Source organism: Coleofasciculus chthonoplastes PCC 7420 (assembly GCF_000155555.1).
Lineage (GTDB): Bacteria > Cyanobacteriota > Cyanobacteriia > Cyanobacteriales > Coleofasciculaceae > Coleofasciculus > Coleofasciculus chthonoplastes_A.
This window is the reverse complement of the sequence record NZ_DS989877.1, coordinates 27,084-51,860: the sequence shown is the minus strand read 5'-3', so window position 1 is coordinate 51,860 and position 24,777 is coordinate 27,084. Positions and strand designations below refer to the sequence as shown.

Here is a 24,777-nt window from a genome sequence, read left to right as displayed (position 1 = left end):
CCATGTCTTGCCTGTCTCGACCCCATCCCAAACTGGAACTTCGGTTCCAGGGGGTCAAAAAAGACAGAAAACGAGCAGCAAAAGCATAAGTCTCTGTAGGATTTCCTAACGAAAGACAGATGGCAACAAAATTTCCGAAATTTAGCCAGGATCTCGCTCAAGATCCGACAACACGTCGAATCTGGTACGGAATTGCCACCGCCCATGACTTTGAGAGCCATGATGGCATGACGGAGGAAAATCTTTATCAGAAGATTTTCGCCTCTCACTTCGGTCATCTTGCAATCATTTTCCTGTGGACCTCTGGCAGTCTGTTCCACGTCGCCTGGCAAGGCAACTTTGAACAGTGGATCAAAGATCCGCTCAACGTCCGTCCGATCGCCCACGCGATTTGGGACCCTCAATTCGGTCAACCGGCTGTTGATGCGTTTACTCAAGCCGGTGCGTCTAACCCTGTTGATATTGCTTACTCTGGGGTGTATCACTGGTGGTACACCGTAGGGATGCGGACAAATGGGGATCTGTATCAAGGGGCATTGTTCCTCCTGGTGCTATCCGCCGTCTTCCTGTTTGCAGGTTGGCTGCACTTACAACCCAAGTTCCGTCCCAGCTTGGCTTGGTTTAAAAATGCTGAGTCTCGCCTAAACCACCACTTAGCGGGTTTGTTTGGGGTGAGTTCCTTAGCATGGACGGGTCACCTGGTTCACGTTGCGATTCCCGAAGCTCGGGGACAGCATGTGGGTTGGGATAACTTCCTGTCCGTCAAGCCACACCCAGCGGGTTTAGCTCCGTTTTTCACAGGAAACTGGGGGGTTTATGCCCAGAATCCAGATACAGCCAACCATATCTTTGGTACGTCCGAAGGTGCTGGCTCTGCGATTCTTACCTTCTTAGGTGGGTTCCATCCTCAGACTGAATCCCTGTGGCTGTCCGACATTGCTCATCACCACCTGGCGATCGCTGTTCTGTTTATCATTGCGGGTCACATGTACCGGACGAACTTCGGTATTGGACACAGCATGAAAGACATCATGGCAGCGCACAATCCCCCTCCGGGAACCCCGTTTGGTGGTTTGTTGGGTGAAGGTCACAAAGGAATCTACGACACCTATAACAACTCGCTGCACTTCCAGTTAGGTTGGCACTTGGCTTGCTTAGGTGTAGTTACCTCGCTGGTGGCGCAACACATGTATTCCTTGCCGCCTTATGCTTTTATGGCGCGGGATTATACCACGCAGGCAGCGTTGTACACTCACCACCAATACATTGCGGGCTTCTTAATGGTTGGTGCATTCGCCCACGGAGCAATCTTCCTGGTGCGGGACTACGACCCCGAAGCGAATAAGAACAATGTGTTGGCACGGGTATTGGATCACAAGGAAGCAATCATCTCTCACTTGAGCTGGGTTTCCTTGTTCCTCGGATTCCACACCTTAGGTCTCTATGTTCACAACGATGTGGTTGTAGCATTTGGGACTCCTGAAAAGCAAATTCTAATTGAGCCAGTTTTCGCTCAATGGATTCAAGCGGCTCACGGTAAGCTGCTCTACGGATTCGATACGCTGCTATCCAATCCTGATAGCATTGCAACCACGGCTTGGCCCAACTACGGGAACGTTTGGTTACCCGGTTGGTTAGATGCGATTAACGATGGTACGAACTCCTTGTTCCTGACCATTGGTCCTGGTGACTTCTTAGTTCACCACGCGATCGCACTCGGTCTGCATACCACCACTTTGATTCTGGTCAAAGGTGCGTTGGATGCCCGTGGTTCTAAGCTGATGCCCGATAAAAAAGACTTCGGTTACAGCTTCCCCTGCGACGGTCCCGGTCGTGGCGGCACTTGCGATATCTCCGCTTGGGACGCTTTCTATCTAGCCATGTTCTGGATGCTGAATACCATTGGTTGGGTAACCTTCTACTGGCACTGGAAGCATCTGGGCATCTGGCAAGGCAACGTAGCTACATTTAATCAGAACTCAACCTATCTGATGGGTTGGCTACGCGACTACCTCTGGCTGAACTCCTCTCAGCTAATCAACGGGTACAACCCGTTTGGAACCAATAACCTGTCTGTTTGGGCTTGGATGTTCCTCTTAGGACACCTGGTTTGGGCGACTGGCTTCATGTTCCTGATTAGCTGGCGTGGTTACTGGCAAGAACTGATTGAAACGTTGGTTTGGGCGCACGAGCGTACTCCTTTGGCGAACCTGGTTCGTTGGAAGGACAAGCCGGTTGCTCTGTCCATCGTTCAAGCTCGTGTGGTTGGTTTAGCTCACTTTACTGTGGGGTATGTCTTAACTTACGCGGCGTTTGTGATTGCCTCGACTGCGGGTAAGTTCGGTTAGCGAACTGAAGCCTTGTAGGTAATTAAATAAATCCCCTGCCTTCGGGTGGGGGATTTTTTGTTTAAGCCCTTTTTTACCCCAGCGACTGGAAGTCACGGCTACACAAACAAAGTCCGCCTACGCGGACTTAGGAGCTAGCTAACCTAGATTGGGTTGCACTTACACCAGGGAGAATTTAAATCCATCATTCTATGCAGCTATGGCTTCAAAGTTGAAATTATCGGTTTTCCTCTTCTCTATTAGTGAAGCTGTATCGTCAATTATCAAAAAAACTGTTTCTTGTTGCAATTCTGTTAGCAATTGGAGGATGAAGTCTTCTAACTTAGGAAGATGGTGCAGCAGTTCTACCTCTGTCATCCAAACTTCGACTTCAAAAATTGACTCACTGATGAGGCGATAATCACTACTTTGATAGAAACCGACAAATTTTTTACAAATACTGCCCCCAAAACACTCACTCAATAATTGGTTGGCTTGTTCCACATAAGCCGAAGTTTCCCAAGGAATATCAATATGAATGGTAGACGGAATTAACAGGCGAAGTTTATGGTTCATTATTTTGCAGATGCGAATTTTGGATGACGTTTTTAACGTTTGGTCTACTTTCGCAGACAAATTTTTACCTGATAGTGGGACATTGACCGAGTTGAGAGTGTTGGGTAAATGTTGCGAAGTTGGTTCTTCTGCAAGGATTTGAGCAGTATGTTGTAAAGACATCAGTGTATCTCCTCAAAACGTTCCATTTGTTTCAAGCCTATCGAGGTTAGTGAGTTAATGTCCAGACGAAATAAATGTAAATAAGTCTTGATTTCTTATTCGCACGTAACCACACTTATCGGCATTGTGAATATTTTTGAGTACAGTAGAAGTAAATCCATCTAATTATCACTTATGACTCAGCAACGCAGAAGAGGTTTTCTGGCTAGCCAAGATGGTTCGAGACATCTTGACAACAAAATGCGCGAAATGAGTTATACCCAAGAACGTCTAGCAACAGAGGCGGATGTTAGCGAACAGCAGGTTAAAAATTTATTACATCCTCACTGGGGACGTAGAACTCAAAAAGACGCAATCCAGAAAATTGCCAAAGTCCTCCAGCTAGAACCCACAGATATCGTCGATCCCAATGATTGGTATCCACCTGTTCAAACCAGAGAGTCTACTGACTCACTTGTCGTTAAACCGAGTCGTGAACATTTAAGCACACTCCCGAATCAGAACCTACCCCCACAGGATTATAAATTCATCGGTCGTGAAAAAGAACTATGCGACTTGATGAGATACCTATCTGAGGATCATGCCGCTCCAATTATTACAGTAGATGGGATTGGTGGTGTTGGAAAGACGGCTTTAGTTGTAGAAGCAGCATATCGCTGTCTTGAGTACAGAGAATACGGAAATGCTAGATCTGATAGTTCTACCCTTTCAAAAATTACTTGTGAAATCCCCTTATTTGATGCAATTATTTTTACCTCTGCCAAAGAAAATCAACTTTTACCAGACCGAATTTTAGATAAACTCAATCCTCAGCGTACACTCCAAGAAATTCGGAGAACAATTTCAATTACATTAGATGATCCGTCAATCATGCATGAAAATGAGGTAGAACGAATAAGGAAAAGACTCCGACAGCAAAAAGTTTTATTAATTATTGATAACCTGGAAACAATCGAAAATAAAAATAGAGTCTTATCTTTTCTTTACGAATTACCTAAAACTGTTAAATCAGTCATTACTACCCGTGAGCAAATAGGTGTTTGTTTTGTCCCTATTCGCCTAGATTCATTATCTAAACGAGAAAGTAAACAACTAATCCAGCAGCAAGCTGATGATAAAGGAATTTCTCTAACGAATGAGGATAAAAATAACCTGATTAAAGCTAGTGGAGGGATTCCTATTGTCATTATTTATACTATGGGTCGTTTAGCCATGAGCAACTCTATCACAACAGTATTGGCAGACTTAAAAAGTAACCATAATGATGTAGCTCATTTTTGCTTTAAACAGTCAGTCGATGATCTCAAGAGGCAACATGAACATGCATATAGGTTACTGATGTCTATAGCTATCTTTCACAAATCACCTGATCGAGATGCAGTTGTTGAAGTTGCTGGACTCAGTACAGAACCAATGATTTCAATTAATAAGGGGTTAGAAAAAATGCAACAGATTTCTCTGATACGCCTTTACAAAGGACGTTATATAATGTTGCCTTTGACCCGTGAGTATGCTTTAGCAGAATTACGCAAAAATCAAGAGTTTAAAAAAGAAGCTTTGAATCGATGGCTAGAATGGTATAAAAAATTTGCTAAAAAACATCATGAGCCAGAAAAAAAGCCAGAGCGATTTGTCGCAGGGTACAATCGCTTACACGAAGAGTGGGAAAATATTTTAGCTGTTCTTCGCTGGTGTAAAGATGAAGAACGTTATGAAGATGTTAAAGAACTCTGGTCATATTTGAATAACTACGCTAATCTCAGAGGTCATTGGCAAGATAGGCGATTCTGGCTTGGCTGGATTATTAAAGCATCTACATTAAGAGGGGAGCATAAGACTACTTTGGGAGCCAAGTCTCGTAAGGGACGAACATTATTACTGATGGGTAAACCCAACGACTTAGAAAACGCCGAGAAACTTTTATTGGAAGCATGGGAATTACGCCAATACGGTGATTTTGATGATTTAGACTACTTAACCAATCACTTAGCTGGACTTTATCTTCGCTTAGAAAAGCCTGAAGAAGCACACAAGTGGTTGAACCGAGAACAGAAAATTCTGAATGATACAAATTTAACAAACGAAAAGCGTATTGCTCATCAAATTTATATAGATAGAGAACGATCAGAAGTATTATTTGAGCAAGGTCGATATTCTCAAGCTCAAGCTCTTTGTAATCAGGTGATTCAAGAATCAGAAAAAATTCAAAATCAACGCCAGAAAAATTACAGTCAAAAAATTCTAGCTGATATTGCTATTGCTGAAGGTGAATTCAATAAAGCTGAAAATCTTCTTGTCATTGGATTTGATGAGGTTAAAGCGGCTAAAGACAAACGTAGAACAGCCTATTATTTGGCTTCTTTTGCTAATCTAGAGAAGGCTAAATGTAATTTTGATAAAGCACGAGAATATGCAAACAAAGCACATAATTATTTTATCGAGCTAGGTATGATACGAGATGCTAAAAAAGTCAAATCATTGTTGAATTCCATAAGTTGTAAATAGGGGTTGCTGAATAAATGTTAAACCCAAGGCAGTTTAACGCTAGTAGTGTTCAACGGAAGTGTATCGCGTCTACTCCTCTAAAATCTCAACCACATCCTCAATCATCACATCAAAGGTTCGAGCCAACTTATAAATCGCGGTAAAGTCTACCATTGACAACTCGGAACGGCGGGCATAGCTTTTGACCGTGTTGTACGTCACGCCAGAACGATCAGCAACCTCCTTGAGCGTCCAGCCTTTCTCAGCCGCCAGTTCGCGAATTTTCAGCCTGACTAAACCCATACTTGACTATTGGTGCAATTGCACCTTATGATAATTCCGATATATAAAGCGATCGCTCTTTCCGTCTGACAAACCTAAGAGCGATCGCGCCAATGTCCCATTAAATGGGATGTAATTTCTATGTTATCAACACATACCACAAAAACGCCCACCTTTGAAGCCTCAAAACTCAATTACAAATCCTCCACCCGTCACCCCTTGGCACGATTCGTCACCGTCGAAACTGTCGCCTTGCTGTTTAACCGCTCTCCTGACGAGATTTATCGCATTGAGTGCTGGCAACATATCGTTTATGTTCGCGGTAAAGGTTTGAGCCGATTCGTCAGCTATGCAGACTTTCCGCCAATCCTGGAAGCCGAACCTCCCACGCCTCAAGACATGGTGCGCTGGCGCAAGCGCTGGAAATCTCAAATTGCTCCAGAGTTTTGGACAATATTCTATAGATATCAGTTCAACCGAGCAAAAAGTGAGTCGCAATTGCTAGCGTGGGGACAATTTGTTGCTCTGGTAAAAGGATTGTTATCAACAGCCGCCTTACAACACCTGCGCCAAGCCTACCAGCTAGAACAATATTGGTGGCGTCACTTTTGATAACTGAATCTGGCTTAACCAAGGCAACAAGACGATGACCGATCAACGTGCGATCGCAAGATATGATTATGATAAGGATAGTTGCCCATCTTGAGCTAAAACTCCTATGACCCTCAAACAGCTTGAAGCTGAAGTCCTTGCTCTGCCTAAAGACTCTCTAGTTGCATTGCTGGCGCGACTTCTGGAACATTTGAGTCAACTCAGTGAAATTGACCAGGATGTTGAACGTGTTTGGACTCAAGAAGCTGAAGCACGCGATCGCGAAATAGACGATGGTCAAGTCACTGGTATTCCGGCTGAGGACGTGTTTCAACAGATTCGTGCGTCCTGGCAATGAAAACGGTTATATTTCATCCATTGGCAAGTCAGGAGTTAACCGATGCCATAGCCTATTACGAAGCGCAACAACCGGGACTTGGCTTGGAGTATTTAGAAGACGTCGAAAATACAGTTAATCTCCTCAGAATTTATCCAGAAGCGGGTTCAAGAGTTCGAGGTTCTATTCGTCGTCTCATCCTGCCCAAATTTCCTTACTTTCTACTCTATCGCCTCCTGGAAAACAACCAAATTCGGATTTTGGCATTAGCGCATCACAAGCGCAGACCCCAGTATTGGAGAAATCGTAAGTAGTTAATAACGTGTGTTTTAATTACGTGGTTAGCTTGGCAAGAAACGCCAGGAATGCCAATGGGACAAGCCTACCAGCTAAAACAATAGACGATGACCGATCAACGTGCGATCGCTCATTATCACCCAGCTATGACCACAGTGACGATTAGCCTCTAAGATAAGAAATAATCACTGCTCCTTTAGCTAAAAGTTTATGTTACGTGATCTCACTATACAAAACTATCGCTGCTTCAAGAACTTTCATATCGATAGGTTAGCGCGAGTCAATTTACTCGTGGGTATGAATAATTGTGGAAAAACCACATTATTGGAAGCTGTGTATCTATTCGTTAATCAAGGCAATCCTCAACGTTTAGCCTATTTACTCCATAACCGAGGTGAACTGGTTGAACGCTCCAGCTTTAGCCTGCCCGGTGAACCCCCCCACCCTCAGTTTCACTATCAAATTAGCCATCTATTTTATGGTCATGCACCGAGCTTAAATTCAACAATCAGTTTTAGTTCAACCCAAGATCAGAATTTACAAGTTGAAATTATTAGACAAAAACTAGAGACACCTCAACTTCGCAGTCAAACTCAAATTACAACTCCCTTTGAATTGGTTATTCGATTAAACTCACAAGAAGAAACCTATCATGTTCCTGTATATTCTGATGATTCAATAGAAGCTAGATGGCTGACATTCCCTGGATTTTCCAATCAATATTCTGGTTCATCAAAGCCAGAATACAAATTCTTGAATAAAAGTTGGTTTGTTCCAAGTAATAATTTAAGCAACCTGGACATATCTGCTATATGGAATGATATTACTCTTACACCAAAAGAAGATCAGGTAATAGACGCTTTGAAAATATTAGATAAAAATATAGAACGAATTAGTTTTACAAGCAAGCCAAACTTCAATAGTGGTATTCTGTTGAGGCGTCATAAAGAATACCCAATTCCTCTCAGTAGCATGGGCGAAGGTATGCGACGCATTTTAAACTTAGCCATGGCAGCCGTGACAGTTGAGAATGGTGTCTTGCTGATAGACGAAATTGAAACAGGTCTATATTATGAAGTCCAGACTGATATGTGGAGATTTATACTAGAAGTAGCCAATGAATTAAACATACAAGTTTTTGCGACAACTCATAGTTGGGACTGCATTTGTGCGTTTCAAGAAGCCGTGGATGAATTCGATGATCCATCAGTGAGCAAATTATTTCGATTGAGTCGTAAGGGTGAAGATATACGTCCGGTTGAATATCCGGCTGATGAACTATCCGTCGCTGTACGCCAAAGTATTGAGGTGCGTTAATGCCAAAAGCACGAAAACCTCCTTTACCCAAACCTCAGCAGTTATTGTTGGTTGAAGGGAAGAATGACCAACATGTGATTTGGGCTTTATGTGAACAATATAACCTACCAGAAACCTTTTCTGTAGAAGTACCGGGGAAAGAAATCGATAGAGGAGGGATTGACGAAATTTTAGAGAGTTTAAAATTGAGAATCAAACAACCCAAATTACAAACATTAGGAATTGTCGTTGATGCTGATCAAGATTTACTGGCACGATGGCAAGCTATACGAAATCGACTCGTGGAGAGTGGATATCAGACGATTCCGACAGTACCTCCTCCAGATGGCTGGGTGTATACACAACCAGACAAACCTAAAATAGGCGTTTGGTTAATGCCTGATAATCAACTTCCTGGAATGTTGGAAGATTTTGTTGCCCATCTAATTCCCTCTGATGATAATTTGCGTCCAAAAGCCGAGGCGATTTTGGAAGAGATTGAACAGTTGAAATTGAATCGTTACACGCCAATTCATCATCCCAAAGCCTTAATTCATATCTGGTTAGCTTGGCAAGAAACGCCAGGAATGCCAATGGGACAAGCCATTACTGCACAGGTACTGAGTTATAATGCTGAAATCGCGAACAAGTTTGTTGAATGGTTAAAACGTCTATTTGAGTTAGCGGATACTTCAGAATAAATGTAGCAAATCAAGGGTTAATGACGAATGAAAAATGTCACGTATTTTTGACAGTTTTTTCTGTCTCTTGTTCTGATTCATCTCTGACTTGAAAATACCAGTAGAGGTTGGCAACGGCTAAGTTTGAGGCGTTTTCCAGGTTTGCCGGAACTAAGGTTTTTATGGTCACGGATTACTGGGCAAAAGCTCAGTCAACGGCAACAAAACTGCGTCCGGCTGTAGTGTTATGGGTAGATTCTACAGGTGATGACATAACCCTCTGCTTTATTTCATCTCAAAATCTAACCCGTCTCAGTCCAGATGAATTTGTTCTAGATGCTTCAGATCCCGAATTTTCCAATACTGGACTAAAGGTTGCTTCTATAAGTTAGGGTGACACGAATCGTTACTCTTGAACGTCGGTTGATTACACGACGTATCGGTCAGTTAGGAGTCAATCAAATTCAGCGATTGAACTCAGCTATGCTTCAAGCCTTTCAACTCTTGTAATTGAGTTTAATGTGATGCTCGTGTTGATTTGGTTCTACAGTAGTGTATGCGATCGCGAGCAACTCCTCTATACTAAAAGTTTGGCGCTTGGCTTACGTCTACTCTTCCACAATCTCAACCATATCCTCAACCATCACATCAAAGGTGCGAGCTAGCTTCTGGACAGAAATAAAGTCAATCTTTGACATTCCAGGACAACGAGCATAATGCCTCACGGTGCTGTAAATGACGCCGGAACGCTCAGATACTTCCTTGAGTGTCCAACCCTTCTCTTGTGCAAATTCTCGAACCTTAAGCCTGACTTGCCCCATACTTGACAAGTGATTGCATACCGTCATTTAATGAATTAATCGGAAAAAGCGATCGCCCTTCCAAGTCTGACAAACCCAAGAGCGATCGCCCAAACACCCCATGAAATGGGAAGTATCTTCTATGTTATCAACACATACCACAAAAACGCCCACCTTTGAAGCCTCAAAACTAAATTACAAGTCATCCACCCCTCACCCCCTGGCACGATTCGTCACCGTTGAAACCGTCGCCTTGCTGTGTAACCTGTCTCCTGACGAGATTTATCGCATCGAATGCTGGCAACATATCGTTTACATTCACGGTAAAGGTTTGAGCCGATTCGTCAGCTATGCCGACTTTCCACCCATCCTGGAAGCTGAACCCCCTACCCCTCAAGACATGGTTCGTTGGCGCAAGCGCTGGAAGTCTGCAATTGCGCCAGAGTTTTGGACAATATTCTATAGATATCAGTTCAACCGAGCCAACAGTGAATCACAGTTGCTAGCGTGGGGACAATTTGTTGCTCTGGTGAAAGGATTGCTCTCAACAACCGCCCTACAACACCTGCGCCAAGCCTACCAGCTAGAACAATATTGGTGGCGTCACTTTTGACGCAGCGCTAACTCTAGCTTAACTAGAGCAGTACTTACGCAGCCACACTATATATATTGGTTAAGGTGCGTTACGCACGCCCCGTGCGCCCAAATAATTTACTGCACTCGTCGTCAGCGCTTATTCCCTTCCCGGTAGAAGGTTTAGGTATATTAGGGTTAACACTATTTATTTAGCATTGGCGATCAGCCATTCATTATGAGCAAAGCTAGGATTCTTGACCCATCCGAGAGCTATACGTTCAGTAAATATGCTCAATTAGCCTACGATACGGCTGATATCTTAGCTGAATTCGGTGTCACCCTCAAAAATAGCTCACTTCAACTCCCCCAGCAGTTGCCAATTGATCTAGAACCCCTGAGAATAGAACTGCAAGAAAATCTCATGTTAGTTGATCTGGTTTCAGAGATAGCTAGACGTGAAGCCTTGATTTTTCCGATTCTCAAAACGATTTGTAAGTTTATTCAAGTTCCCCTCAAAATTGAATATCCCGTGCGAGTGAGTAACTGGCTCAAAGGCAGTTTTGATTATTTCATTTCTACTCCACAAAATTTATTAGTGATTGAAGCGAAAAATGCTGATTTAGCCAGAGGTTTTACTCAGTTAGCGGTAGAATTGATCGCCCTTGATCAATGGACGGATTCAACTGTTCCGATGCTCTATGGCTCGGTGACAACAGGAGACACCTGGAAATTTGGTATTTTCCAGCGTCAAGAAAAAATAATTCACAAAGATATCAACACATACGCCATTCCTAGCGATCTGAATTGGGTGCTTTCTACTCTGTTTGGTATAAGTTTGAGTTAGGTGCATATAATGTAGGTTTTTTGTCCCAATACCTAACAGGTAGGATAGACTCTCAACACAACCGGACATGGTGCAATGTGCCTTTGCTAGCTGGCTATTTGCCTCTCAGCGCCAAATCCCCAGTTGATCAGCTACCCTATATTTTGCCTGGTGGCACACCTGGAATTTTGAGGCGGATACGGTAAAGACTATTACTGGTAGTAATGTAGAGAGATTTGTAATCGTCATCACCCCAGGCTAGAGACGAAATATTTCTGGTTTTTGATTCGGTGTCCATTGATAGATTCAAAATGGTCTTGTACAAAATAGTTTCATTGTAATACTCGCATAAGGATTTCCACAGGTCAGGATTGCTATCCACCACCGCTCTACAACATCAAGTTTCCAAGCTTGTGGTTAGAACAATCCGCCTTACTCACTGGAGATTTAGCCAGAGTCTTGGCACTCGTGCATCAGGGGATAACCACAGCAGCACATCAGGCTTTGCGTGTTACCGAGCGTGTTACTGAGCGAAGCGTTCGACTGAACTTCGACAGGCTCAGTTGCCGCGCTCACGCGGCTCGACTGAGCGCTCGCCGAACGTCCGAAGTCCGAGGTGTTGCCTATTGCCTATTGACTATTGCCTAGCGCGTAGCGCTATATCAGAATTATCACTAGACGAGTGATATCCTCCCACTCTATCGGGTAGAGGCGTGAGGCGTCTCGATAGATTAAGGGAATGAGCGCGATCGCTCTCCCTAAAATGATACAAAACTTAATTTTATCGTCACTTAATTGTCTCCAACTGCATTGTCGTAGACAATTAGGCGTGGTAAAGTTCAATGTGGTGTAAAAGTACAGTAAACCGACCAATTTACCGTAGATTAAATCGGTACAATATAAATCACGGAACTGGAAACAACCACAAGACTGGTAGGAAGACTGGGAGTTTAGGGAAATGGTAAGTGCGATCGCACAGAAAACTCAACTGGATCTAGAGGGAGTCAATCGACAACTCGTCGATGCCAATGCTACCTCAATGGTTAAATGGGCAGCCGAAACCTTTAGCGATGGTTTGGTGATGAGTACCAGCTTCGGCATCCAATCAGCGCTGATGCTGCACTTAGTCACTCGCATCGTGCCTGACATTCCCGTAATTTGGGTCGATACAGGGTATCTACCCCCAAAAACCTACAGATTTGCTGAACAGTTAACCAAACAATTAAATCTAAATCTACACGTCTATCAGTCACCCATTAGTCCAGCCCGTATGGAAGCCCTCTATGGCAGACTCTGGACAAAAGATGATCCCGAAGCGCTGAATTTGTACGACTATATGCGTAAAGTCGAACCCATGCAACGGGCATTACGAGACTTAAAGGCAACAGCCTGGTTAGCCGGATTGCGGGCTCAACAGACACATCACCGTCAGACATTGCGTCCAATCGATATTCAGTCTGGGATTTACAAGGTATTACCCATTCTTAACTGGAGTAGCCAAGATGTCCATGAGTACATCACGGAACACAATCTGCCCTATCACCCCTTGCGTGAACTTGGCTATGCGACTGTAGGCGATTGGCACTCAAGCCGCCCAGTAACGACAGAAGATCAGCACGAACGCGACACCCGCTTCCGGGGAATTAAGCAAGAATGTGGTTTACATTTGCCAAAAACTCAAGGTGAAGCCCAGAGTCTCGATTCCAGTTCACTTTGACTTCTCCTCGGCATAGATGAGCGCGGATTATCATTAAAAGGATACTTCGGAACGAGGTAATTCCTTCCCAGCACAGTTTTCTGGGCGCAAGCCTTGCGCCCCTACAAAATTCATCCAATTAGGTGTACCACTATAATTATTCTAAAAAGCCTTCTTGGATCAGAAACTCTCTAGCCACCTCAGCCGGTTCGCGCTTTTTGCCACTCACTTCATAATTCAGTCGTCGCATCGTTTCATTCGTTAACTTGGGCGCTAGCTGATTCAGCGCGTCTCGAATTCCTGGATGCTTCTCCAGTGTTTCTTGGCGCACCACTGGTGCAACTTGATAGGGCGGAAAAAAGTTTTGATTATCTTCTAATACAACCAAATTAAACGCGCTGATTTCACCATCAGTACCAAATGCTACAGCAACATCGGCTTGACCTTCACTTAAGGCTTGATATCTTAATCCTGGATCAGTCGGAATAAATTTTTTAAGTTGAAAGTCCCCATACACTTGTTTTAACCCCGGTAATCCATCCTCACGTACCTCAAATTCTGGTGGACCAATCAGAGTTAATTGACTTGCCTGATCAACCATATCAGAAATTGTTTCAATATTATAGTCTTTCGCCCCCTCTGGCGTCATGACCAAAGCTTGCGTATTATTCATCGGTGCAGGTTCTAGCCAAACCAGATTATATTTCTCCTGATAACTATCCGCCACTGTTTGATAAACCTGCTGCGAATCACTACTGACAGGACGATTTAATACAGTTAACAAAGCCGTCCCCGTATACTCTGGATATAAATCAATTTGACCACTTTCCAAACCCGCTTGCGCCACAGGGGTTCCGCCTAAGTTGAGCTTCCGTTCGACATCAAACCCTTGGTTCTCCAGTACCAACGCATACATTTCCCCTAAAATAAATTGCTCAGTAAAATCTTTCGATCCGACCTTAATTGCACTCCCACCCCCCTGACACGCGATCGCGAACAGCATCGTCAACACAGCCAGTCCAATCAGCGTAACAGTTCGACGCATTCGGGGCATAAATCTACCAAGTCTCAACATTCTTGTATAGTACCAAGAAACAGATCAGTTTCCTACTAAGTGGCTGCTGATCCAAAACTGAGAGTGACATACCTCATCACTACTTTATAAAGTAAATATTACGAAAATACCCATATTTTTTTTGTGGATTATGGCGGATATCTCATGGAAGGTTCCCTGTTACACACCGCTAACTTTAATTGTGTCCACCTACTTAACAAATCAATTCCATTCTTTTTAATTCGTCCTGTGGACATCTGGATCACGTCCAGTCCTCATGACCAATGACCGGGAAAGCTATACTGAATTTATAGTCATGCAGAACGCGATCGCGAATACTATGATTTGTCATAAAAATTGGATGCTCGCTGGTTTAAGCTCATGGATAAGTCTAATTGGATTAGCAATTTCACAGCCAGCTCAAGCCGAGTCTTGGCTTGTCACAAATTTTAATAATGAAACTCAAATTAAAGATTTGGTAAAGTGTGGCTATGCCAAGGAACAAATTACGCTGAATGCTCCTGACAAAGAAGTCTTGAATCAATTAGACATTACACCAGGAAATAGGATTGAAGACTATGCCGCAACTCGTTGCCAAGGATACCGCCCGCCGATTCCGTTAATGGCGTTAATCCCTCAATCTACATTTGGCAAAACTCTCGATGAATATCCAACATTATATTTTTATATTCCGGACGTAAGTTTAAAAAATGTTAAAGCTGAGTTTAGTTTCTACGATCAAAACTTAAAAACTATCATTTATGAAAAAGAAATACCACTACAAGTGAGTGATAGCATTGTTGCTGTTGATCTAGCCAATGCTCCAGATTTACCCCCCTTAGAGGTGGGCAGACCCTATTTATGGTATTTCAGTATCATTTTTGATCAGTATGACCGCAGTGACAGCACTTATGTCGCGGGGTGGATACACAGAGTTACGCCAAATTCCCGAATTAATCAGGAATTAAACAGAGCTACACCTGAGGCGAAGCCTGCTATATATGCCAATCATGGGATTTGGTATGAAACTCTTGACAGTCTAGTCCAGTTGCGTTGTTCCGAGCCTGAGGATTCTACTCTAGCATCAAATTGGCAATCTGTATTGCAACAAGTTGGATTATCCGACATTGCTAGAAAACCGTTGGCGCAATGTCATTCAGCCCTAATAGCCGATCAGTTCTCGGAATCGACGGAGTAACCTGAGTATAGGGGATCACAAGGAACCCATCCAGTTTAGCGCTAAGCTAATCTGGGATCATTACAACCAATACTATGGCGTGGGTATTTTCAGGACAATTAAGGGTTGAGCGGATAACGGTTGCGATCGCGAATTTGCCGCCGTCGTTGCAAGGAACCAAATTGGTACAGCTTACCGATTTACATTATGATGGTTTTCGCCTGTCGGAAGCGATGTTAGCTGAGGCAATTCAAGTCAGTAATCAGGCTGAACCAGATTTAGTGCTGTTAACCGGAGACTACATCACATATCAGCCAGAACCGATTCATCAACTGGTACGGCGATTAAAATACCTGGAAAGTCGTGCTGGAGTCTATGCGGTACTGGGAAACCACGATATTTATCATCACCAAGCCAAAACCACAGTCACTGAGGCGCTAACCCAGATTGGCGTGCGTGTTTTATGGAATGAAATTGTCTATCCTTTAGGGAAGGAATTGGCATTGGTGGGATTAGCGGATTTTTGGTCGCGTGAGTTCAATCCCGCCCCGGTGATGAACCAAATCGATCCTCAAATACCCCGTATCGTCTTATCTCATAACCCAGATACGGCTGAACCTTTGCAGGAATGGCGCATTGATTTACAACTATCGGGTCATACCCATGGGGGTCAAGTGGTTATTCCCGGATTTGGACCCATCGCCTTATTGCTACCGATTCTGCGGCGATATGTCCCTCGACCTCTGCACAAATGGATTCCCTTCCTGAGAGAATGTTATCAAGTGGTCGATCATTGGGAATGGGGACAAGGAATGCATCAGATTGGTGCAAATTGTATGTATGTGAATCGTGGATTGGGAACTTACGCACCTGGACGCCTATTTTGTCCGCCAGAAGTTACCATAATTACGTTGGCGAGGGCAAAGGGAACAGGAAACAGAGAACAGGGAATCAGCAAACCAGTATCGCTAGAAACAGGGAACTAATATGTTGGGGTTCATCCGGTCAGATTTGGCTCAATTTACGGCTTACACTCCTAATCCAGGGGGAGATTCGGGTAAAGCCATCAAATCCGTTGATCGCGTGGATGCGAATGAAAGTCCTGATGATTTGCCCATTGAGTTAAAAGAAAAGCTGACATGGACATATCAACAGGAGATTGAGGCGAACCGCTATCCCGATGGTTCTCATCAAGCCCTCAAAGACGCGATCGCGCATTATGTGACTGAATCAGCTTCTCTGGAAACACCAGTAACCTCTAGCCAAATCTCAGTGGGGAATGGTTCGGATGAACTGATTCGTTCTCTATTAATTACCACCTGTTTACGGGGAGAAGGTTCAATTCTCGTCGCCAATCCCACGTTTTCCATGTACGGGATTCTGGCGCAAACCCTGGGTATTCCTGTGGTAACAGTTGAGCGTTCTCCGGATAACTTTGAGATTAACCTAGATCAAGCCCAACGTGCGATCGCCCAATCTGAACATCCCCCTATCCGTGTCGTTTTCGTTGTTCACCCCAACTCCCCGACAGGCAATTCTCTCACGGCGTCTGAACTCAAATGGTTGCGAAGTTTACCTGATCATATTTTGGTGGTGATTGATGAGGCATACTTTGAATTTAGCCAAACCTCTGTGGTTAAAGAATTAGCGCAGCATCCCAACTGGGCAATTCTGCGAACCTTTTCCAAAGCCTTTCGCTTAGCCGCCCATCGGGTAGGGTACTGTATCGCCCACCCAGACTTAATTGCCGCATTAGAAAAAATGCGCTTACCTTATAATTTACCCAGCTTTTCCCAAGCCGCCGCCCTTGTCGCCCTGACTCACCGAGATCAACTCTTAGCCGCAATCCCGCCAATTATTGCCGAACGCGATAAATTATTAGCTACATTATCAGAGTATCCCGGCTTACAGGTTTGGTCGAGTTCTGCCAATTTCATCTACATTCGCCCTCGCCAACTGAAACAAAATAGCTTAAGCCAGATTGTTCAACAAATGAAAGCCCAAGGTACAGTCATCCGGAATACAGGTGGCGGATTACGGATTACTGTGGGTTCTCCTGAGGAGAATCAGCGCACCTTACAGCGACTGTACCAAACCTTTGAGAAGGATTCGCATTTCGGTTATTCTTGACAATCCGCGCTAAATTTATTGATGCATTGTTTAAACCAAGTAGACTTCAATGCCGTCAGGTAACATCCTAACTGCCATAGATGCCCTAAATTGGCTCATCAATGGAATCGATAAAACCACTCTCGAAACTGAACTTATCGCTTCAGGTTGGACATCCACTCCAGCCAAAGGTGGATCGAAAAGCGGTCAAGGTACGATCTGGACAAGCGTAGACACTCAATGCAGCGTCAGAATCATGACTCAACGCGATGGTTCATCCTACGTTCGCGTTTACAATGGTCCTGGAGGTGGCGCACCCGGAGAACAACCCCTAAACTCATCAGGAAAACCTGGAAGTCGTCGAGACAGCCACTTTATCTTACTCCCCTAACCCAACTCATTCGCCAGACTATGAACTTTGAAGAAATTTGGAAACAATACGACTTTACCGAAGCAGAATTGCTTTCAATGGAGTGGCAATTCCCCTATGATTATATCCTCAACCTCAACTACTACTGGGAACTCAACTCAACCAACACTTATCCTGAAATCGCTAACACTGACCAACCCCTAAAACTGATCTTGAAATCTTGCATTCGCCTTAACGTACAACTGTACCCAAATCCCAATGAATTAGAACAATCTCCAGCCAACCTTGGCACAATTATTGGCTGGGGAAAAGTCACTCCTTCACCTTGGTTAGAACAACTCTCTCTTTCCCCTAGCGACTGGCTGCATCTATTTTTTGACATTGGTGGAAATAACAAACTTGAAGCCCTTTGCCATTCGCTAGCTATCGAACAGTTAGCACAACAACCTTTAGCACTAACTTCATAAGTCACCAGGGATGGAAGTTATTCGACACCAAGATGCGATCGCCTGAAACACCGTAGGGGCGCACAGACGTGCGCCCTCAATACTTCAACTAATCACCAGTTCTCAATAGACGAAAACGCTCTATCTTAAAGGACAGGTCATTTGCTCGGATTCTTTCTCAAGCTGACGCACTAAGTCTTGATCTCCTTTTGCCCTCGCAACGTCTAAGCGACGTTCTAAGGACTGACAGATATTTTCCAGATGAGTAATGCTGGTTTGCTGAAAGGCTTTTTGGCGCGAATTCTTCAGAAACCAAGAACGAGTTCCAACCATCGTCATCGGTGTCTTGACCTGGGTAGACTTAACAACACGGGGTTCACCTGTGTGATATCCAGCACCCCGCCACTTCAAATCATGGGTCGGTGGGGGTTCAGGAATATGTCTGAGATAATGAAACCGCCAATTTTGACCCCGATAGGTGCCGCCAATCTCGCCTTCGCTTATGTCTAATGTGGATGGTGTTTCATCGTAATGAACACCCCGATAACAACGTTTCATCTGCCTTGTCTCCCTTAAGTCTTTAAAAAAAATGATTTGAATTGAGTGATGTCTAGACTCTAAGCGTCTTAGCTGCGCCGATAAGTGACACCTCGATAGGTCAGTTCCACTGACCCTTGGCGTCCAACTGAGCCTGGGCGTCTCCGGTGCAGCTTCGGCTTGTGAATTTTCCAAGTGTGACCCCGGTATGTGCCACCAGTCTCACCTTCGGTTACGTCTGCCATTAATGGCTCTGAATCGTAGTTGACTCCTCGATAATGAAGTTTCATGGTTTACGCCTCCGATTGATTTCCACCACCAGCGAATCTCTGCTTGGGGGGAAATGAGCTCCTTGCTCTAATTGGACTGAAAACGCATCTGACTTTGGATAGATTCCTGAATTCAGATAGCTTTATCAAAATATTTCTGTATATATTTTTACATTTTTGAGCCAAAAGTGTCAATTATCCAGAAATGATCACATAAAAGTGGTGATTTCCCACCAATTCCAGTACCGAGGCGATGAGGAAGTAGGGGAAGCAGGGGAAGCGGGGGGAGCAGGGGAAGCTGGGGGAGCGGGGGGAGCAGGGGAAGCTGGGGGAGCTGGGGGAGCTGGGGGAGCAGGGGAAGCTGGGAGAGCTGGGGGAGCTGGGGGAGCTTGCTTAAGGCTGTAACTCATCAACCTGAAATCTGCTGTATGACAAATGACAAATGACAAATGACACAAATGACAAATCACCATAAAATACCGCCAGTCTCCACAAAACTGGCGGTGTCAATTCTCAGATATTCGGTTCAATTGAGAACAGCGATCTATCCTACATTGCAGAACCAACGCCTGCGTAGGCACCATAGAAGAAAAGACCAACAACGACTAGAACACCTGTTCCAGCAATTGTGGCGACAACCCACAACGGAATTTTTCCACTTCCAGACACGGCTAATACCTCCTAGTTCAAGCTAACGAATGATTGAGTTGAGTTAATTAAAGAAATAACTGGAAAAGAGAATGCCCAAAACAAAAACCAACAATAGACCGAGAAACAGAGAGGTCCGGTTCAGTTCAACTGGCTGGTTATTCGGATTGGGAGAACGTTCTGGCATGGATTTTATCTCCTATCGTTGAACAAATTGCATGGCGGCGATCGCGCCGAGGAAAAAGACGGTGGGAACCGCCAGCGTATGAACCGCTAGCCATCTAACGGTAAAAATTGGATAGGAAACGGGTTGATTGGGAGTATTAGTCATGATCTTTTACAGAAATCTCCAAATTTTACTTTACTTTTTGGTAAATTGATCGATTTGCTTTTTCGCCTCGTAGCGATCGCTCACAATCGGAACTTCCTGCTGCGGTTGCGTGAAATACTCGTTTGGACGGGGTGTGCCAAACACATCATACGCTAGACCTGTGCTGACAAATAGCCAACCTGCAATAAACAGAGCCGGAATTGTGATGCTGTGAATGACCCAATAACGAATGCTGGTAACAATATCGCCGAATGGACGCTCACCAGTAGTTCCTGACATAAATGCTTCCTCCTTCCCAGTAACAGTTATAATTCACTCGACCTTACTATTTTAAAACATCGAGCTGGCTTTATAGCCATGATCAAGCCGAGATAACAGTCAACTAATTTATCAGCGATCAAGCCGTTGTTTTTGCTGGGGGTTCATACTTGAGCAAAACACCTGCTTGACCAATAACAAATCCCTGTTCTGGCGTGATAAAGACAACTTTGTAAAAGTTGGATGGCACATCTTCTACTTCGCGATCTTTGAGCCAAGTTTTGCCACCGTCAAAACTACAAAGCAAATTCCCACTACCCCCGGCGAGCCACACTTCATCGGGAGTTCGGTAGGCTAAATCCAGTAATCCCCAACTGGTGGAAAATTCGGGATAAATTGGCTCTTCCCAAGCCTCTAAATCTTCGCTACCACTAAATTGCAGCATTCCTCCTCGTGCTAATCCCCAGAGACGTCCGTCTTCGGTGAATCCCATATTTTGCAGACGCTTAGAACTACTACGTTCATGCTGTTCCCAGGCACTTTGACCGGGTTCCCAGGTTGAGTAAAAGTTCCCCCTAGCTGAAACCGCGACATATTTGCCATCGTTAGAACGGGAAATATTGCGAAGGACACCCACGGCTTCTTCGACCTGGGCTTTCCAGGTTTTACCTCCATCCTGGGTATGGTAAATTGCCCCAATTGTGGTTGTCATCTCCGCTGATTTGGGACCCAGTGCCAAAATCGTGTTGGGATCGCCGGGTAACTTCTCACTTAAGGGGATGCGTACCCAGGAAACACCACCATCAGTGGTATGCAGCAGAATTGAGGGTTCGCCCACAATCCAGCCTTCGTCATCGGCAAAACTCACGGATGTGAAACGATATTTATTCTCATCCCCAACATCAAGGACTTTCTCCTGCCAGGTTTCGCCACCATCAGTGGTTTCCAGGAGGGTGGAATTGCTGCCAACAAGCCATCCATGACTTGGGTTATTGGTAAACCCAATATCCCGTAGCGTTTCTTGGGTGGGTAAGGAAACCAGCTCCCAAGGGTTATAGCTCAAGGGTTCGGCATACTTACAACTAATACACAAACAGGCGATCGCGAAGACTATTAAGATTCGTTTCAAGGTTTTCATGAAATCGCTCATTGGCAACATGCTGTCGTTTGGCGTAACTGAGACATTGGTGTATTAAGGAATTGCCTCCTCGGTTCAGCGCAGTCCGTATAAACTTATAAAGAAGATAACGCCTAGCAGTAAGGCTCCAAAAATCAAGACATTTTTTTGACCTGGGGTCAAACGGTTCACCCCAAAGCCATAGCTGAGGTTCTCCTGAAACCCAGAGGGGGCACCACTGGCACCAATATCCTGAAATTGGGGCTTTTTCGCACCGCATACTGGACAACGCCAGTCGCTTGGTAGCTCTTCAAACGGCGTCCCGGCGGCGATATTACGGTTACTATCTCCCTTGTTTGGCTCGTAAACGTAGCCGCAAGAGCGGCATTCGTAACGACTTGGCGCTTGTTCCGCCAAGGTTTGCTCGTTAGCTGGTTCGATCATCGCTGGCAAAATTAAGTTGATGCAGCAAATCTTAAAACGTATGTTAAAAAATTTATCATAATAACCGACATTACGCACCAGGGAAGATTGGGAGCAGGGGAAGCTGGGGGAGATGGGGGAGATGGGGGAGCAGAGGGAGCTGGGGGAGCTGGGGGAGAGTCTGTAGGGGCGGGTTTTACCACTAACGTTTCGTTTTCACCCTGATATAACTAAACCCGCCCCGACCTAACCGTTCAATTATCACAAATGACGTAGCTTGCTTCTTTTCGGGAAGAGAGTAGGACAAATGACAAACCTTTATCTAGATCGCGCAATGCGCCAACTTAATAGAATAACTGGAATTATCCCAACCAGAACGATCGCTAATGCCGGTGCAGCCGCTTCCACTAACCGCTCATCCGATGCCAGATTGTAGACGCGCACGGCAAGGGTGTCAAAATTAAAGGGTCGAATAATTAAAGTTGCTGACAATTCCTTCATTACGTCCACAAACAGCAACATCCCGGCGGTGAGTAATCCCCCCCACATCATCGGTGCATGGACTTTGACTAGGGTACTCGTGGGACTGTACCCCAAGGAACGGGCAGCATCGTCTAAACTGGGCTTAATTTTACCTAAACTGGCTTCCACACTATTGAACGATACGGCAAGGAAGCGTACCAAATAGGCATAAACTAAGGCGGTAATCGTGCCACTGAATAGTAACCCAGTGGATATGCTAAATATTGCCTGCATTCCCGCATCAATGGCATTATCCAGTCTACCAATGGGAATTAAAATCCCCACAGCAATCACTGAACCCGGTACAGCATACCCCATCGCCGCAATCCGCGTGGCTAACCGCATCACCAGGGTTGATCGCAACCGTAATCCATACGCCATGATGACGGCGATCGCAACACCCAAAACCGCTGTAACTACTGCCAGAATAAAACTATGACGGGCATAGACCCAAAACTCGCCCTCTAGCGTCGTCGTGGTATTTTTAAGCGTCATCTCCAGCAGGAGTGCAGCCGGAAGTAAAAACCCCAGACTCAATGGCACAAAACACGCCAACGACGCACCGATGCCGCGTATACCCTCTAACTGATAACTGGGCAGTTGGCGATAACTGTTTGTGTTTTGATAATATCGTGCCTGACGCCGTGACCATCGCTCTAACCAAATTAACGCCAAAATAAATAACAGCAGAAATGCCGCTAATTGGGCGGCGGCGACTCGTTCCCCTAAACCAAACCACGTCCGATAAATACCCGTGGTGAATGTCTGCACGCCAAAATACTTCACCGTGCCAAAATCATTTAAGGTTTCCATTAAGGCTAATGCTACACCGGCTGCGATCGCGGGGCGGGCTAAGGGTAATGCTACGGTAAAAAAACTGCGCCACGGACCACACCCTAGACTGCGGCTGGCTTCTAACGTACAAACCGATTGCTCTAAAAACGCTACCCGTGCCAATAAGTAGACATAAGGATACAGCACCAGGGTTAACATGAGAATTGCCCCACCCAGGGAACGAATATTCGGAAACCAGTAGTCGCCATAACTCCAGCCAAACCCATCTCGTAACGCGGTTTGAATCGGTCCTGAGAAGTCCAAAAAGTCGGTGTAGGTATAGGCTAAGACATAAGCAGGTGCGGCGAGGGGTAATAATAGCGCCCATTCAAACAGGCGAGATCCGGGGAAACGACACATCGTCACTAACCAGGCGGTTCCCACACCGATTAAACCAACACCACAGCCGACGCCAAGCATCAGCCAGAACGAATTTGCCATGTAGCGCCATAAAACCGTTTGCGCCAAATGCTGCCAAATCTCACCCGCATCTGTAAAAATATTGCTTAATACAAATAAGACAGGGGTAGCGACTAAAAGCGCGATCGCTAAAACCACCAGCGTCCAGAAATTGATTCGCCGACGTCGTTCTTTTCCTTGAACGAGATCCGGTTTGGGGAGAGTAGAGGTAGATTGAGTGGATTGGTTCATCTTAACTACGGCACAAGAAAAAGAGCGATTTGCCAAAGTGTTACATTATACCGTCGCCCCCATTAAATGCGATAATTCTTTGGCGAATGACCAATGACCAATGACTCTTGACCAATGAGCCGAAAAATTATCCGCACAACCAACGCCCCTGCACCCGTCGGTCCTTACAACCAAGCGATCGCGGCGAGAGGGGAACTGATTTTTGTCGCGGGTCAAATTCCCCTTGACCCCAAAACCGGTGAAATTATTGGCGAAAACGATATCACCAAGCAGACGGAACAGGCGATGGCAAATTTAGCCGCGATTCTGGAAGAGGCTGGGGTTCAGATGCAAGATATTGTCAAAACTACAGTTTTTCTATCAGATATGAATAATTTTGCGGCAATGAATCAGGTATATGCCCGCTATTTTGATGAAACCTCCGCCCCCGCCCGTGCTTGTGTGGAAGTTTCCCGACTTCCCAAAGATGTTTTAGTCGAAATTGAATGTATTGCAATTGTGCCTTAGATATTGCCAAAATGTGGCATTCCAGGACATTGGAGGAATAGGATCAGTAATTATCCGACAGCGCGTACCTTTAGAAAAGGGCGAGTCGATATAGGTTAATTCTCATACCACCTACGATATGCAGCGACTCGCCCCTACAACCGCGATAATCCCAATAATTCCAATAATCCCGATTGCCCCGTTTGCACTTTCAAAAGCGTGAATCAGGAATTATCTAACACCGCGTCCATAAAAACAATTGTAGGGGCGACCCGCCGCATTCAATTCACACCACCCAACCCTTAATGTTATCGGGTCGCCCTCCACCAGGTATCGGAAATTATCTAACACCGTGTCCATAAAAACAATTGTAGGGGCGACCCGCCGCATTCAATTCACACCACCCAATCCTTAATGTTATCGGGTCGCCCTCCACCAGGTATCGGAAATTATCTGACACCGCATCCATAAAAACAATTGTAGGGGCGACCCGCCGCATTCAATTCACACAACCCAACCCTCAATGTTATCGGGTCGCCCTCCACCAGGTATCGGAAATTATCTGACACCGCATCCATAAAAACAATTGTAGGGGCGACCCGCCGCATTCAATTCACA

33 protein-coding genes and 1 pseudogene are annotated in these 24,777 nt (G+C 45.0%); 19 read left to right on the top strand and 15 right to left on the bottom strand.

Annotation, left to right across the window (positions count from 1 at the left end; genetic code table 11):
- Window positions 1-119: 119 nt before the first annotated feature.
- Window positions 120-2,348, top strand: coding sequence for a photosystem I core protein PsaB (psaB, locus tag MC7420_RS32845; protein WP_006106157.1), 2,229 nt, complete (start codon window positions 120-122; stop codon window positions 2,346-2,348).
- 189 nt (window positions 2,349-2,537) lie between these two features.
- Here psaB and MC7420_RS32840 read toward each other — a convergent pair whose 3' ends face one another.
- Complete coding sequence (locus tag MC7420_RS32840) at window positions 2,538-3,065, bottom strand: hypothetical protein (RefSeq protein WP_006106159.1); 528 nt, start codon at window positions 3,063-3,065, stop codon at window positions 2,538-2,540.
- Window positions 3,066-3,239: 174 nt separating this feature from the next.
- Here MC7420_RS32840 and MC7420_RS35970 point away from each other — a divergent pair, with 174 nt between their 5' ends.
- Window positions 3,240-5,570 (top strand): tetratricopeptide repeat protein, encoded by a 2,331-nt coding sequence (locus MC7420_RS35970; RefSeq protein ID WP_083799245.1) that lies wholly within the window; start codon window positions 3,240-3,242, stop codon window positions 5,568-5,570.
- Window positions 5,571-5,639: 69 nt separating this feature from the next.
- Here the strand turns inward: MC7420_RS35970 and MC7420_RS32830 are convergent, their stop codons facing one another.
- Window positions 5,640-5,852 carry a helix-turn-helix domain-containing protein gene (locus tag MC7420_RS32830; RefSeq protein ID WP_006106074.1) on the bottom strand — a complete coding sequence of 71 codons (213 nt, stop codon included), beginning with the start codon at window positions 5,850-5,852 and terminating at the stop codon, window positions 5,640-5,642.
- Between the two features lie 120 nt (window positions 5,853-5,972).
- Here MC7420_RS32830 and MC7420_RS32825 point away from each other — a divergent pair, with 120 nt between their 5' ends.
- From MC7420_RS32825 to MC7420_RS32805, 5 genes are all read left to right on the top strand, one after another.
- The gene (locus MC7420_RS32825) at window positions 5,973-6,443 is read left to right on the top strand and encodes a hypothetical protein (RefSeq protein WP_006106120.1); all 471 of its coding nucleotides are present in this window, start codon (window positions 5,973-5,975) and stop codon (window positions 6,441-6,443) included.
- A 106-nt stretch (window positions 6,444-6,549) separates the two neighbouring features.
- Window positions 6,550-6,780, top strand: a complete 231-nt coding sequence (locus tag MC7420_RS32820) for an addiction module protein (protein ID WP_044211050.1) — start codon at window positions 6,550-6,552, stop codon at window positions 6,778-6,780.
- On the top strand, window positions 6,777-7,073 hold the full coding sequence (locus MC7420_RS32815) for a type II toxin-antitoxin system RelE/ParE family toxin (RefSeq protein ID WP_006106102.1): 297 nt from the start codon (window positions 6,777-6,779) through the stop codon (window positions 7,071-7,073). The genes MC7420_RS32820 and MC7420_RS32815 overlap by 4 nt, the downstream gene beginning before the upstream one ends.
- Before the next feature lie 193 nt (window positions 7,074-7,266).
- The gene (locus MC7420_RS32810; protein ID WP_044211048.1) at window positions 7,267-8,373 is read left to right on the top strand and encodes an AAA family ATPase; all 1,107 of its coding nucleotides are present in this window, start codon (window positions 7,267-7,269) and stop codon (window positions 8,371-8,373) included.
- A complete protein-coding gene (locus MC7420_RS32805; RefSeq protein ID WP_006106139.1) occupies window positions 8,373-9,053 on the top strand; it encodes a DUF3226 domain-containing protein in 681 nt (226 codons plus the stop codon). Before MC7420_RS32810 ends, MC7420_RS32805 begins: the two co-directional genes overlap by 1 nt.
- A 37-nt stretch (window positions 9,054-9,090) precedes the next feature.
- On the opposite strand, the gene MC7420_RS43655 is transcribed toward MC7420_RS32805, so the two are convergent.
- The gene (locus tag MC7420_RS43655; RefSeq protein ID WP_006106107.1) at window positions 9,091-9,222 is read right to left on the bottom strand and encodes a hypothetical protein; all 132 of its coding nucleotides are present in this window, start codon (window positions 9,220-9,222) and stop codon (window positions 9,091-9,093) included.
- On the opposite strand from MC7420_RS43655, the pseudogene MC7420_RS43985 reads away from it, so the two are divergent.
- Window positions 9,215-9,542, top strand: a pseudogene (locus tag MC7420_RS43985) (type II toxin-antitoxin system PemK/MazF family toxin). The gene MC7420_RS43655 and the pseudogene MC7420_RS43985 sit on opposite strands and share 8 nt — an antisense overlap.
- Before the next feature lie 98 nt (window positions 9,543-9,640).
- Here the strand turns inward: MC7420_RS43985 and MC7420_RS32795 are convergent.
- Window positions 9,641-9,853: a helix-turn-helix domain-containing protein gene (locus tag MC7420_RS32795; RefSeq protein WP_006106080.1), complete on the bottom strand. Its 213-nt coding sequence runs from the start codon at window positions 9,851-9,853 to the stop codon at window positions 9,641-9,643.
- Between the two features lie 121 nt (window positions 9,854-9,974).
- Here MC7420_RS32795 and MC7420_RS32790 point away from each other — a divergent pair, with 121 nt between their 5' ends.
- Window positions 9,975-10,445 carry a hypothetical protein gene (locus MC7420_RS32790; RefSeq protein WP_044211045.1) on the top strand — a complete coding sequence of 157 codons (471 nt, stop codon included), beginning with the start codon at window positions 9,975-9,977 and terminating at the stop codon, window positions 10,443-10,445.
- A gap of 198 nt (window positions 10,446-10,643) precedes the next feature.
- Window positions 10,644-11,252: a hypothetical protein gene (locus MC7420_RS32785; RefSeq protein ID WP_006106088.1), complete on the top strand. Its 609-nt coding sequence runs from the start codon at window positions 10,644-10,646 to the stop codon at window positions 11,250-11,252.
- 136 nt (window positions 11,253-11,388) lie between these two features.
- Here the strand turns inward: MC7420_RS32785 and MC7420_RS40940 are convergent, their stop codons facing one another.
- The gene (locus tag MC7420_RS40940) at window positions 11,389-11,529 is read right to left on the bottom strand and encodes a hypothetical protein (RefSeq protein ID WP_006106136.1); all 141 of its coding nucleotides are present in this window, start codon (window positions 11,527-11,529) and stop codon (window positions 11,389-11,391) included.
- Between the two features lie 113 nt (window positions 11,530-11,642).
- Here MC7420_RS40940 and MC7420_RS40935 point away from each other — a divergent pair, with 113 nt between their 5' ends.
- Window positions 11,643-11,879, top strand: coding sequence for a hypothetical protein (locus MC7420_RS40935; protein WP_006106127.1), 237 nt, complete (start codon window positions 11,643-11,645; stop codon window positions 11,877-11,879).
- 310 nt (window positions 11,880-12,189) lie between these two features.
- Window positions 12,190-12,948, top strand: coding sequence for a phosphoadenylyl-sulfate reductase (locus MC7420_RS32780; protein WP_006106093.1), 759 nt, complete (start codon window positions 12,190-12,192; stop codon window positions 12,946-12,948).
- 136 nt (window positions 12,949-13,084) lie between these two features.
- On the opposite strand, the gene MC7420_RS32775 is transcribed toward MC7420_RS32780, so the two are convergent.
- Window positions 13,085-13,981 (bottom strand): glycine betaine ABC transporter substrate-binding protein, encoded by an 897-nt coding sequence (locus MC7420_RS32775; RefSeq protein ID WP_006106151.1) that lies wholly within the window; start codon window positions 13,979-13,981, stop codon window positions 13,085-13,087.
- A gap of 277 nt (window positions 13,982-14,258) precedes the next feature.
- On the opposite strand from MC7420_RS32775, the gene MC7420_RS35965 reads away from it, so the two are divergent.
- The 5 genes from MC7420_RS35965 (at window position 14,259) to MC7420_RS32750 (ending at window position 18,104) form a co-directional block, all read left to right on the top strand.
- Entirely contained in the window at window positions 14,259-15,179 is a 921-nt protein-coding gene (locus MC7420_RS35965; protein ID WP_006106156.1) for a DUF928 domain-containing protein, read from the top strand.
- Between the two features lie 74 nt (window positions 15,180-15,253).
- Entirely contained in the window at window positions 15,254-16,144 is an 891-nt protein-coding gene (locus tag MC7420_RS32765) for a metallophosphoesterase (RefSeq protein WP_006106143.1), read from the top strand.
- A gap of 1 nt (window position 16,145) precedes the next feature.
- A complete protein-coding gene (locus tag MC7420_RS32760) occupies window positions 16,146-17,288 on the top strand; it encodes a histidinol-phosphate transaminase (protein ID WP_006106091.1) in 1,143 nt (380 codons plus the stop codon).
- A gap of 49 nt (window positions 17,289-17,337) precedes the next feature.
- Window positions 17,338-17,658: a hypothetical protein gene (locus MC7420_RS32755; protein WP_044211043.1), complete on the top strand. Its 321-nt coding sequence runs from the start codon at window positions 17,338-17,340 to the stop codon at window positions 17,656-17,658.
- 20 nt (window positions 17,659-17,678) lie between these two features.
- On the top strand, window positions 17,679-18,104 hold the full coding sequence (locus MC7420_RS32750; RefSeq protein WP_006106133.1) for a hypothetical protein: 426 nt from the start codon (window positions 17,679-17,681) through the stop codon (window positions 18,102-18,104).
- 120 nt (window positions 18,105-18,224) lie between these two features.
- Here the strand turns inward: MC7420_RS32750 and pirA are convergent, their stop codons facing one another.
- Both pirA and MC7420_RS37575 read right to left on the bottom strand, forming a co-directional pair.
- Entirely contained in the window at window positions 18,225-18,641 is a 417-nt protein-coding gene (gene pirA / locus MC7420_RS32745; protein ID WP_006106082.1) for an arginine synthesis PII-interacting regulator PirA, read from the bottom strand.
- A 68-nt stretch (window positions 18,642-18,709) separates the two neighbouring features.
- Window positions 18,710-18,910 carry a DUF4278 domain-containing protein gene (locus MC7420_RS37575; RefSeq protein ID WP_071777284.1) on the bottom strand — a complete coding sequence of 67 codons (201 nt, stop codon included), beginning with the start codon at window positions 18,908-18,910 and terminating at the stop codon, window positions 18,710-18,712.
- Between the two features lie 201 nt (window positions 18,911-19,111).
- On the opposite strand from MC7420_RS37575, the gene MC7420_RS42105 reads away from it, so the two are divergent.
- A complete protein-coding gene (locus tag MC7420_RS42105) occupies window positions 19,112-19,294 on the top strand; it encodes a hypothetical protein (protein WP_232231837.1) in 183 nt (60 codons plus the stop codon).
- A gap of 144 nt (window positions 19,295-19,438) precedes the next feature.
- Here MC7420_RS42105 and MC7420_RS37565 read toward each other — a convergent pair whose 3' ends face one another.
- The 7 genes from MC7420_RS37565 to MC7420_RS32710 form a co-directional block, all read right to left on the bottom strand.
- Window positions 19,439-19,558 carry a photosystem II reaction center protein J gene (locus tag MC7420_RS37565; protein ID WP_006106138.1) on the bottom strand — a complete coding sequence of 40 codons (120 nt, stop codon included), beginning with the start codon at window positions 19,556-19,558 and terminating at the stop codon, window positions 19,439-19,441.
- A 43-nt stretch (window positions 19,559-19,601) separates the two neighbouring features.
- The gene (locus tag MC7420_RS32735; protein WP_006106150.1) at window positions 19,602-19,724 is read right to left on the bottom strand and encodes a photosystem II reaction center protein L; all 123 of its coding nucleotides are present in this window, start codon (window positions 19,722-19,724) and stop codon (window positions 19,602-19,604) included.
- Window positions 19,725-19,736: 12 nt separating this feature from the next.
- Entirely contained in the window at window positions 19,737-19,868 is a 132-nt protein-coding gene (gene psbF, locus MC7420_RS32730) for a cytochrome b559 subunit beta (protein WP_006106146.1), read from the bottom strand.
- A gap of 30 nt (window positions 19,869-19,898) precedes the next feature.
- Window positions 19,899-20,147 (bottom strand): cytochrome b559 subunit alpha, encoded by a 249-nt coding sequence (gene psbE, locus MC7420_RS32725; RefSeq protein WP_006106101.1) that lies wholly within the window; start codon window positions 20,145-20,147, stop codon window positions 19,899-19,901.
- Window positions 20,148-20,265: 118 nt separating this feature from the next.
- On the bottom strand, window positions 20,266-21,276 hold the full coding sequence (locus MC7420_RS32720) for a photosynthesis system II assembly factor Ycf48 (protein WP_006106087.1): 1,011 nt from the start codon (window positions 21,274-21,276) through the stop codon (window positions 20,266-20,268).
- 63 nt (window positions 21,277-21,339) lie between these two features.
- Complete coding sequence (locus MC7420_RS32715) at window positions 21,340-21,687, bottom strand: rubredoxin (protein ID WP_006106153.1); 348 nt, start codon at window positions 21,685-21,687, stop codon at window positions 21,340-21,342.
- 297 nt (window positions 21,688-21,984) lie between these two features.
- Window positions 21,985-23,709, bottom strand: coding sequence for an ABC transporter permease (locus tag MC7420_RS32710; RefSeq protein WP_006106122.1), 1,725 nt, complete (start codon window positions 23,707-23,709; stop codon window positions 21,985-21,987).
- 78 nt (window positions 23,710-23,787) lie between these two features.
- On the opposite strand from MC7420_RS32710, the gene MC7420_RS32705 reads away from it, so the two are divergent.
- On the top strand, window positions 23,788-24,180 hold the full coding sequence (locus tag MC7420_RS32705; protein WP_006106076.1) for a RidA family protein: 393 nt from the start codon (window positions 23,788-23,790) through the stop codon (window positions 24,178-24,180).
- Window positions 24,181-24,777 lie beyond the last annotated feature (597 nt).

What these genes read in the sequence shown, in the direction of transcription:
- MC7420_RS35970 (WP_083799245.1), top strand. Translation starts at nt 3,240, where the DNA reads ATGACTCAGCAACGCAGAAGAGGTTTTCTGGCTAGCCAAGATGGTTCG.
- MC7420_RS32715 (WP_006106153.1), bottom strand. Translation starts at nt 21,687, where the DNA reads ATGATCGAACCAGCTAACGAGCAAACCTTGGCGGAACAAGCGCCAAGT.
- MC7420_RS32720 (WP_006106087.1), bottom strand. Translation starts at nt 21,276, where the DNA reads ATGAGCGATTTCATGAAAACCTTGAAACGAATCTTAATAGTCTTCGCG.
- MC7420_RS32830 (WP_006106074.1), bottom strand. Translation starts at nt 5,852, where the DNA reads ATGGGTTTAGTCAGGCTGAAAATTCGCGAACTGGCGGCTGAGAAAGGC.
- psbF (WP_006106146.1), bottom strand. Translation starts at nt 19,868, where the DNA reads ATGACTAATACTCCCAATCAACCCGTTTCCTATCCAATTTTTACCGTT.
- MC7420_RS32760 (WP_006106091.1), top strand. Translation starts at nt 16,146, where the DNA reads ATGTTGGGGTTCATCCGGTCAGATTTGGCTCAATTTACGGCTTACACT.
- MC7420_RS32805 (WP_006106139.1), top strand. Translation starts at nt 8,373, where the DNA reads ATGCCAAAAGCACGAAAACCTCCTTTACCCAAACCTCAGCAGTTATTG.
- MC7420_RS32775 (WP_006106151.1), bottom strand. Translation starts at nt 13,981, where the DNA reads ATGCCCCGAATGCGTCGAACTGTTACGCTGATTGGACTGGCTGTGTTG.
- MC7420_RS32795 (WP_006106080.1), bottom strand. Translation starts at nt 9,853, where the DNA reads ATGGGGCAAGTCAGGCTTAAGGTTCGAGAATTTGCACAAGAGAAGGGT.
- MC7420_RS32765 (WP_006106143.1), top strand. Translation starts at nt 15,254, where the DNA reads ATGGCGTGGGTATTTTCAGGACAATTAAGGGTTGAGCGGATAACGGTT.
- MC7420_RS32750 (WP_006106133.1), top strand. Translation starts at nt 17,679, where the DNA reads ATGAACTTTGAAGAAATTTGGAAACAATACGACTTTACCGAAGCAGAA.
- MC7420_RS40940 (WP_006106136.1), bottom strand. Translation starts at nt 11,529, where the DNA reads ATGGACACCGAATCAAAAACCAGAAATATTTCGTCTCTAGCCTGGGGT.
- MC7420_RS32780 (WP_006106093.1), top strand. Translation starts at nt 12,190, where the DNA reads ATGGTAAGTGCGATCGCACAGAAAACTCAACTGGATCTAGAGGGAGTC.
- MC7420_RS32825 (WP_006106120.1), top strand. Translation starts at nt 5,973, where the DNA reads ATGTTATCAACACATACCACAAAAACGCCCACCTTTGAAGCCTCAAAA.
- MC7420_RS32820 (WP_044211050.1), top strand. Translation starts at nt 6,550, where the DNA reads ATGACCCTCAAACAGCTTGAAGCTGAAGTCCTTGCTCTGCCTAAAGAC.
- MC7420_RS37575 (WP_071777284.1), bottom strand. Translation starts at nt 18,910, where the DNA reads ATGAAACTTCATTATCGAGGAGTCAACTACGATTCAGAGCCATTAATG.
- MC7420_RS35965 (WP_006106156.1), top strand. Translation starts at nt 14,259, where the DNA reads ATGACCAATGACCGGGAAAGCTATACTGAATTTATAGTCATGCAGAAC.
- MC7420_RS32815 (WP_006106102.1), top strand. Translation starts at nt 6,777, where the DNA reads ATGAAAACGGTTATATTTCATCCATTGGCAAGTCAGGAGTTAACCGAT.
- psbE (WP_006106101.1), bottom strand. Translation starts at nt 20,147, where the DNA reads ATGTCAGGAACTACTGGTGAGCGTCCATTCGGCGATATTGTTACCAGC.
- MC7420_RS32735 (WP_006106150.1), bottom strand. Translation starts at nt 19,724, where the DNA reads ATGCCAGAACGTTCTCCCAATCCGAATAACCAGCCAGTTGAACTGAAC.
- MC7420_RS32785 (WP_006106088.1), top strand. Translation starts at nt 10,644, where the DNA reads ATGAGCAAAGCTAGGATTCTTGACCCATCCGAGAGCTATACGTTCAGT.
- MC7420_RS32840 (WP_006106159.1), bottom strand. Translation starts at nt 3,065, where the DNA reads ATGTCTTTACAACATACTGCTCAAATCCTTGCAGAAGAACCAACTTCG.
- pirA (WP_006106082.1), bottom strand. Translation starts at nt 18,641, where the DNA reads ATGAAACGTTGTTATCGGGGTGTTCATTACGATGAAACACCATCCACA.
- psaB (WP_006106157.1), top strand. Translation starts at nt 120, where the DNA reads ATGGCAACAAAATTTCCGAAATTTAGCCAGGATCTCGCTCAAGATCCG.
- MC7420_RS32705 (WP_006106076.1), top strand. Translation starts at nt 23,788, where the DNA reads ATGAGCCGAAAAATTATCCGCACAACCAACGCCCCTGCACCCGTCGGT.
- MC7420_RS32755 (WP_044211043.1), top strand. Translation starts at nt 17,338, where the DNA reads ATGCCGTCAGGTAACATCCTAACTGCCATAGATGCCCTAAATTGGCTC.
- MC7420_RS32810 (WP_044211048.1), top strand. Translation starts at nt 7,267, where the DNA reads ATGTTACGTGATCTCACTATACAAAACTATCGCTGCTTCAAGAACTTT.
- MC7420_RS32790 (WP_044211045.1), top strand. Translation starts at nt 9,975, where the DNA reads ATGTTATCAACACATACCACAAAAACGCCCACCTTTGAAGCCTCAAAA.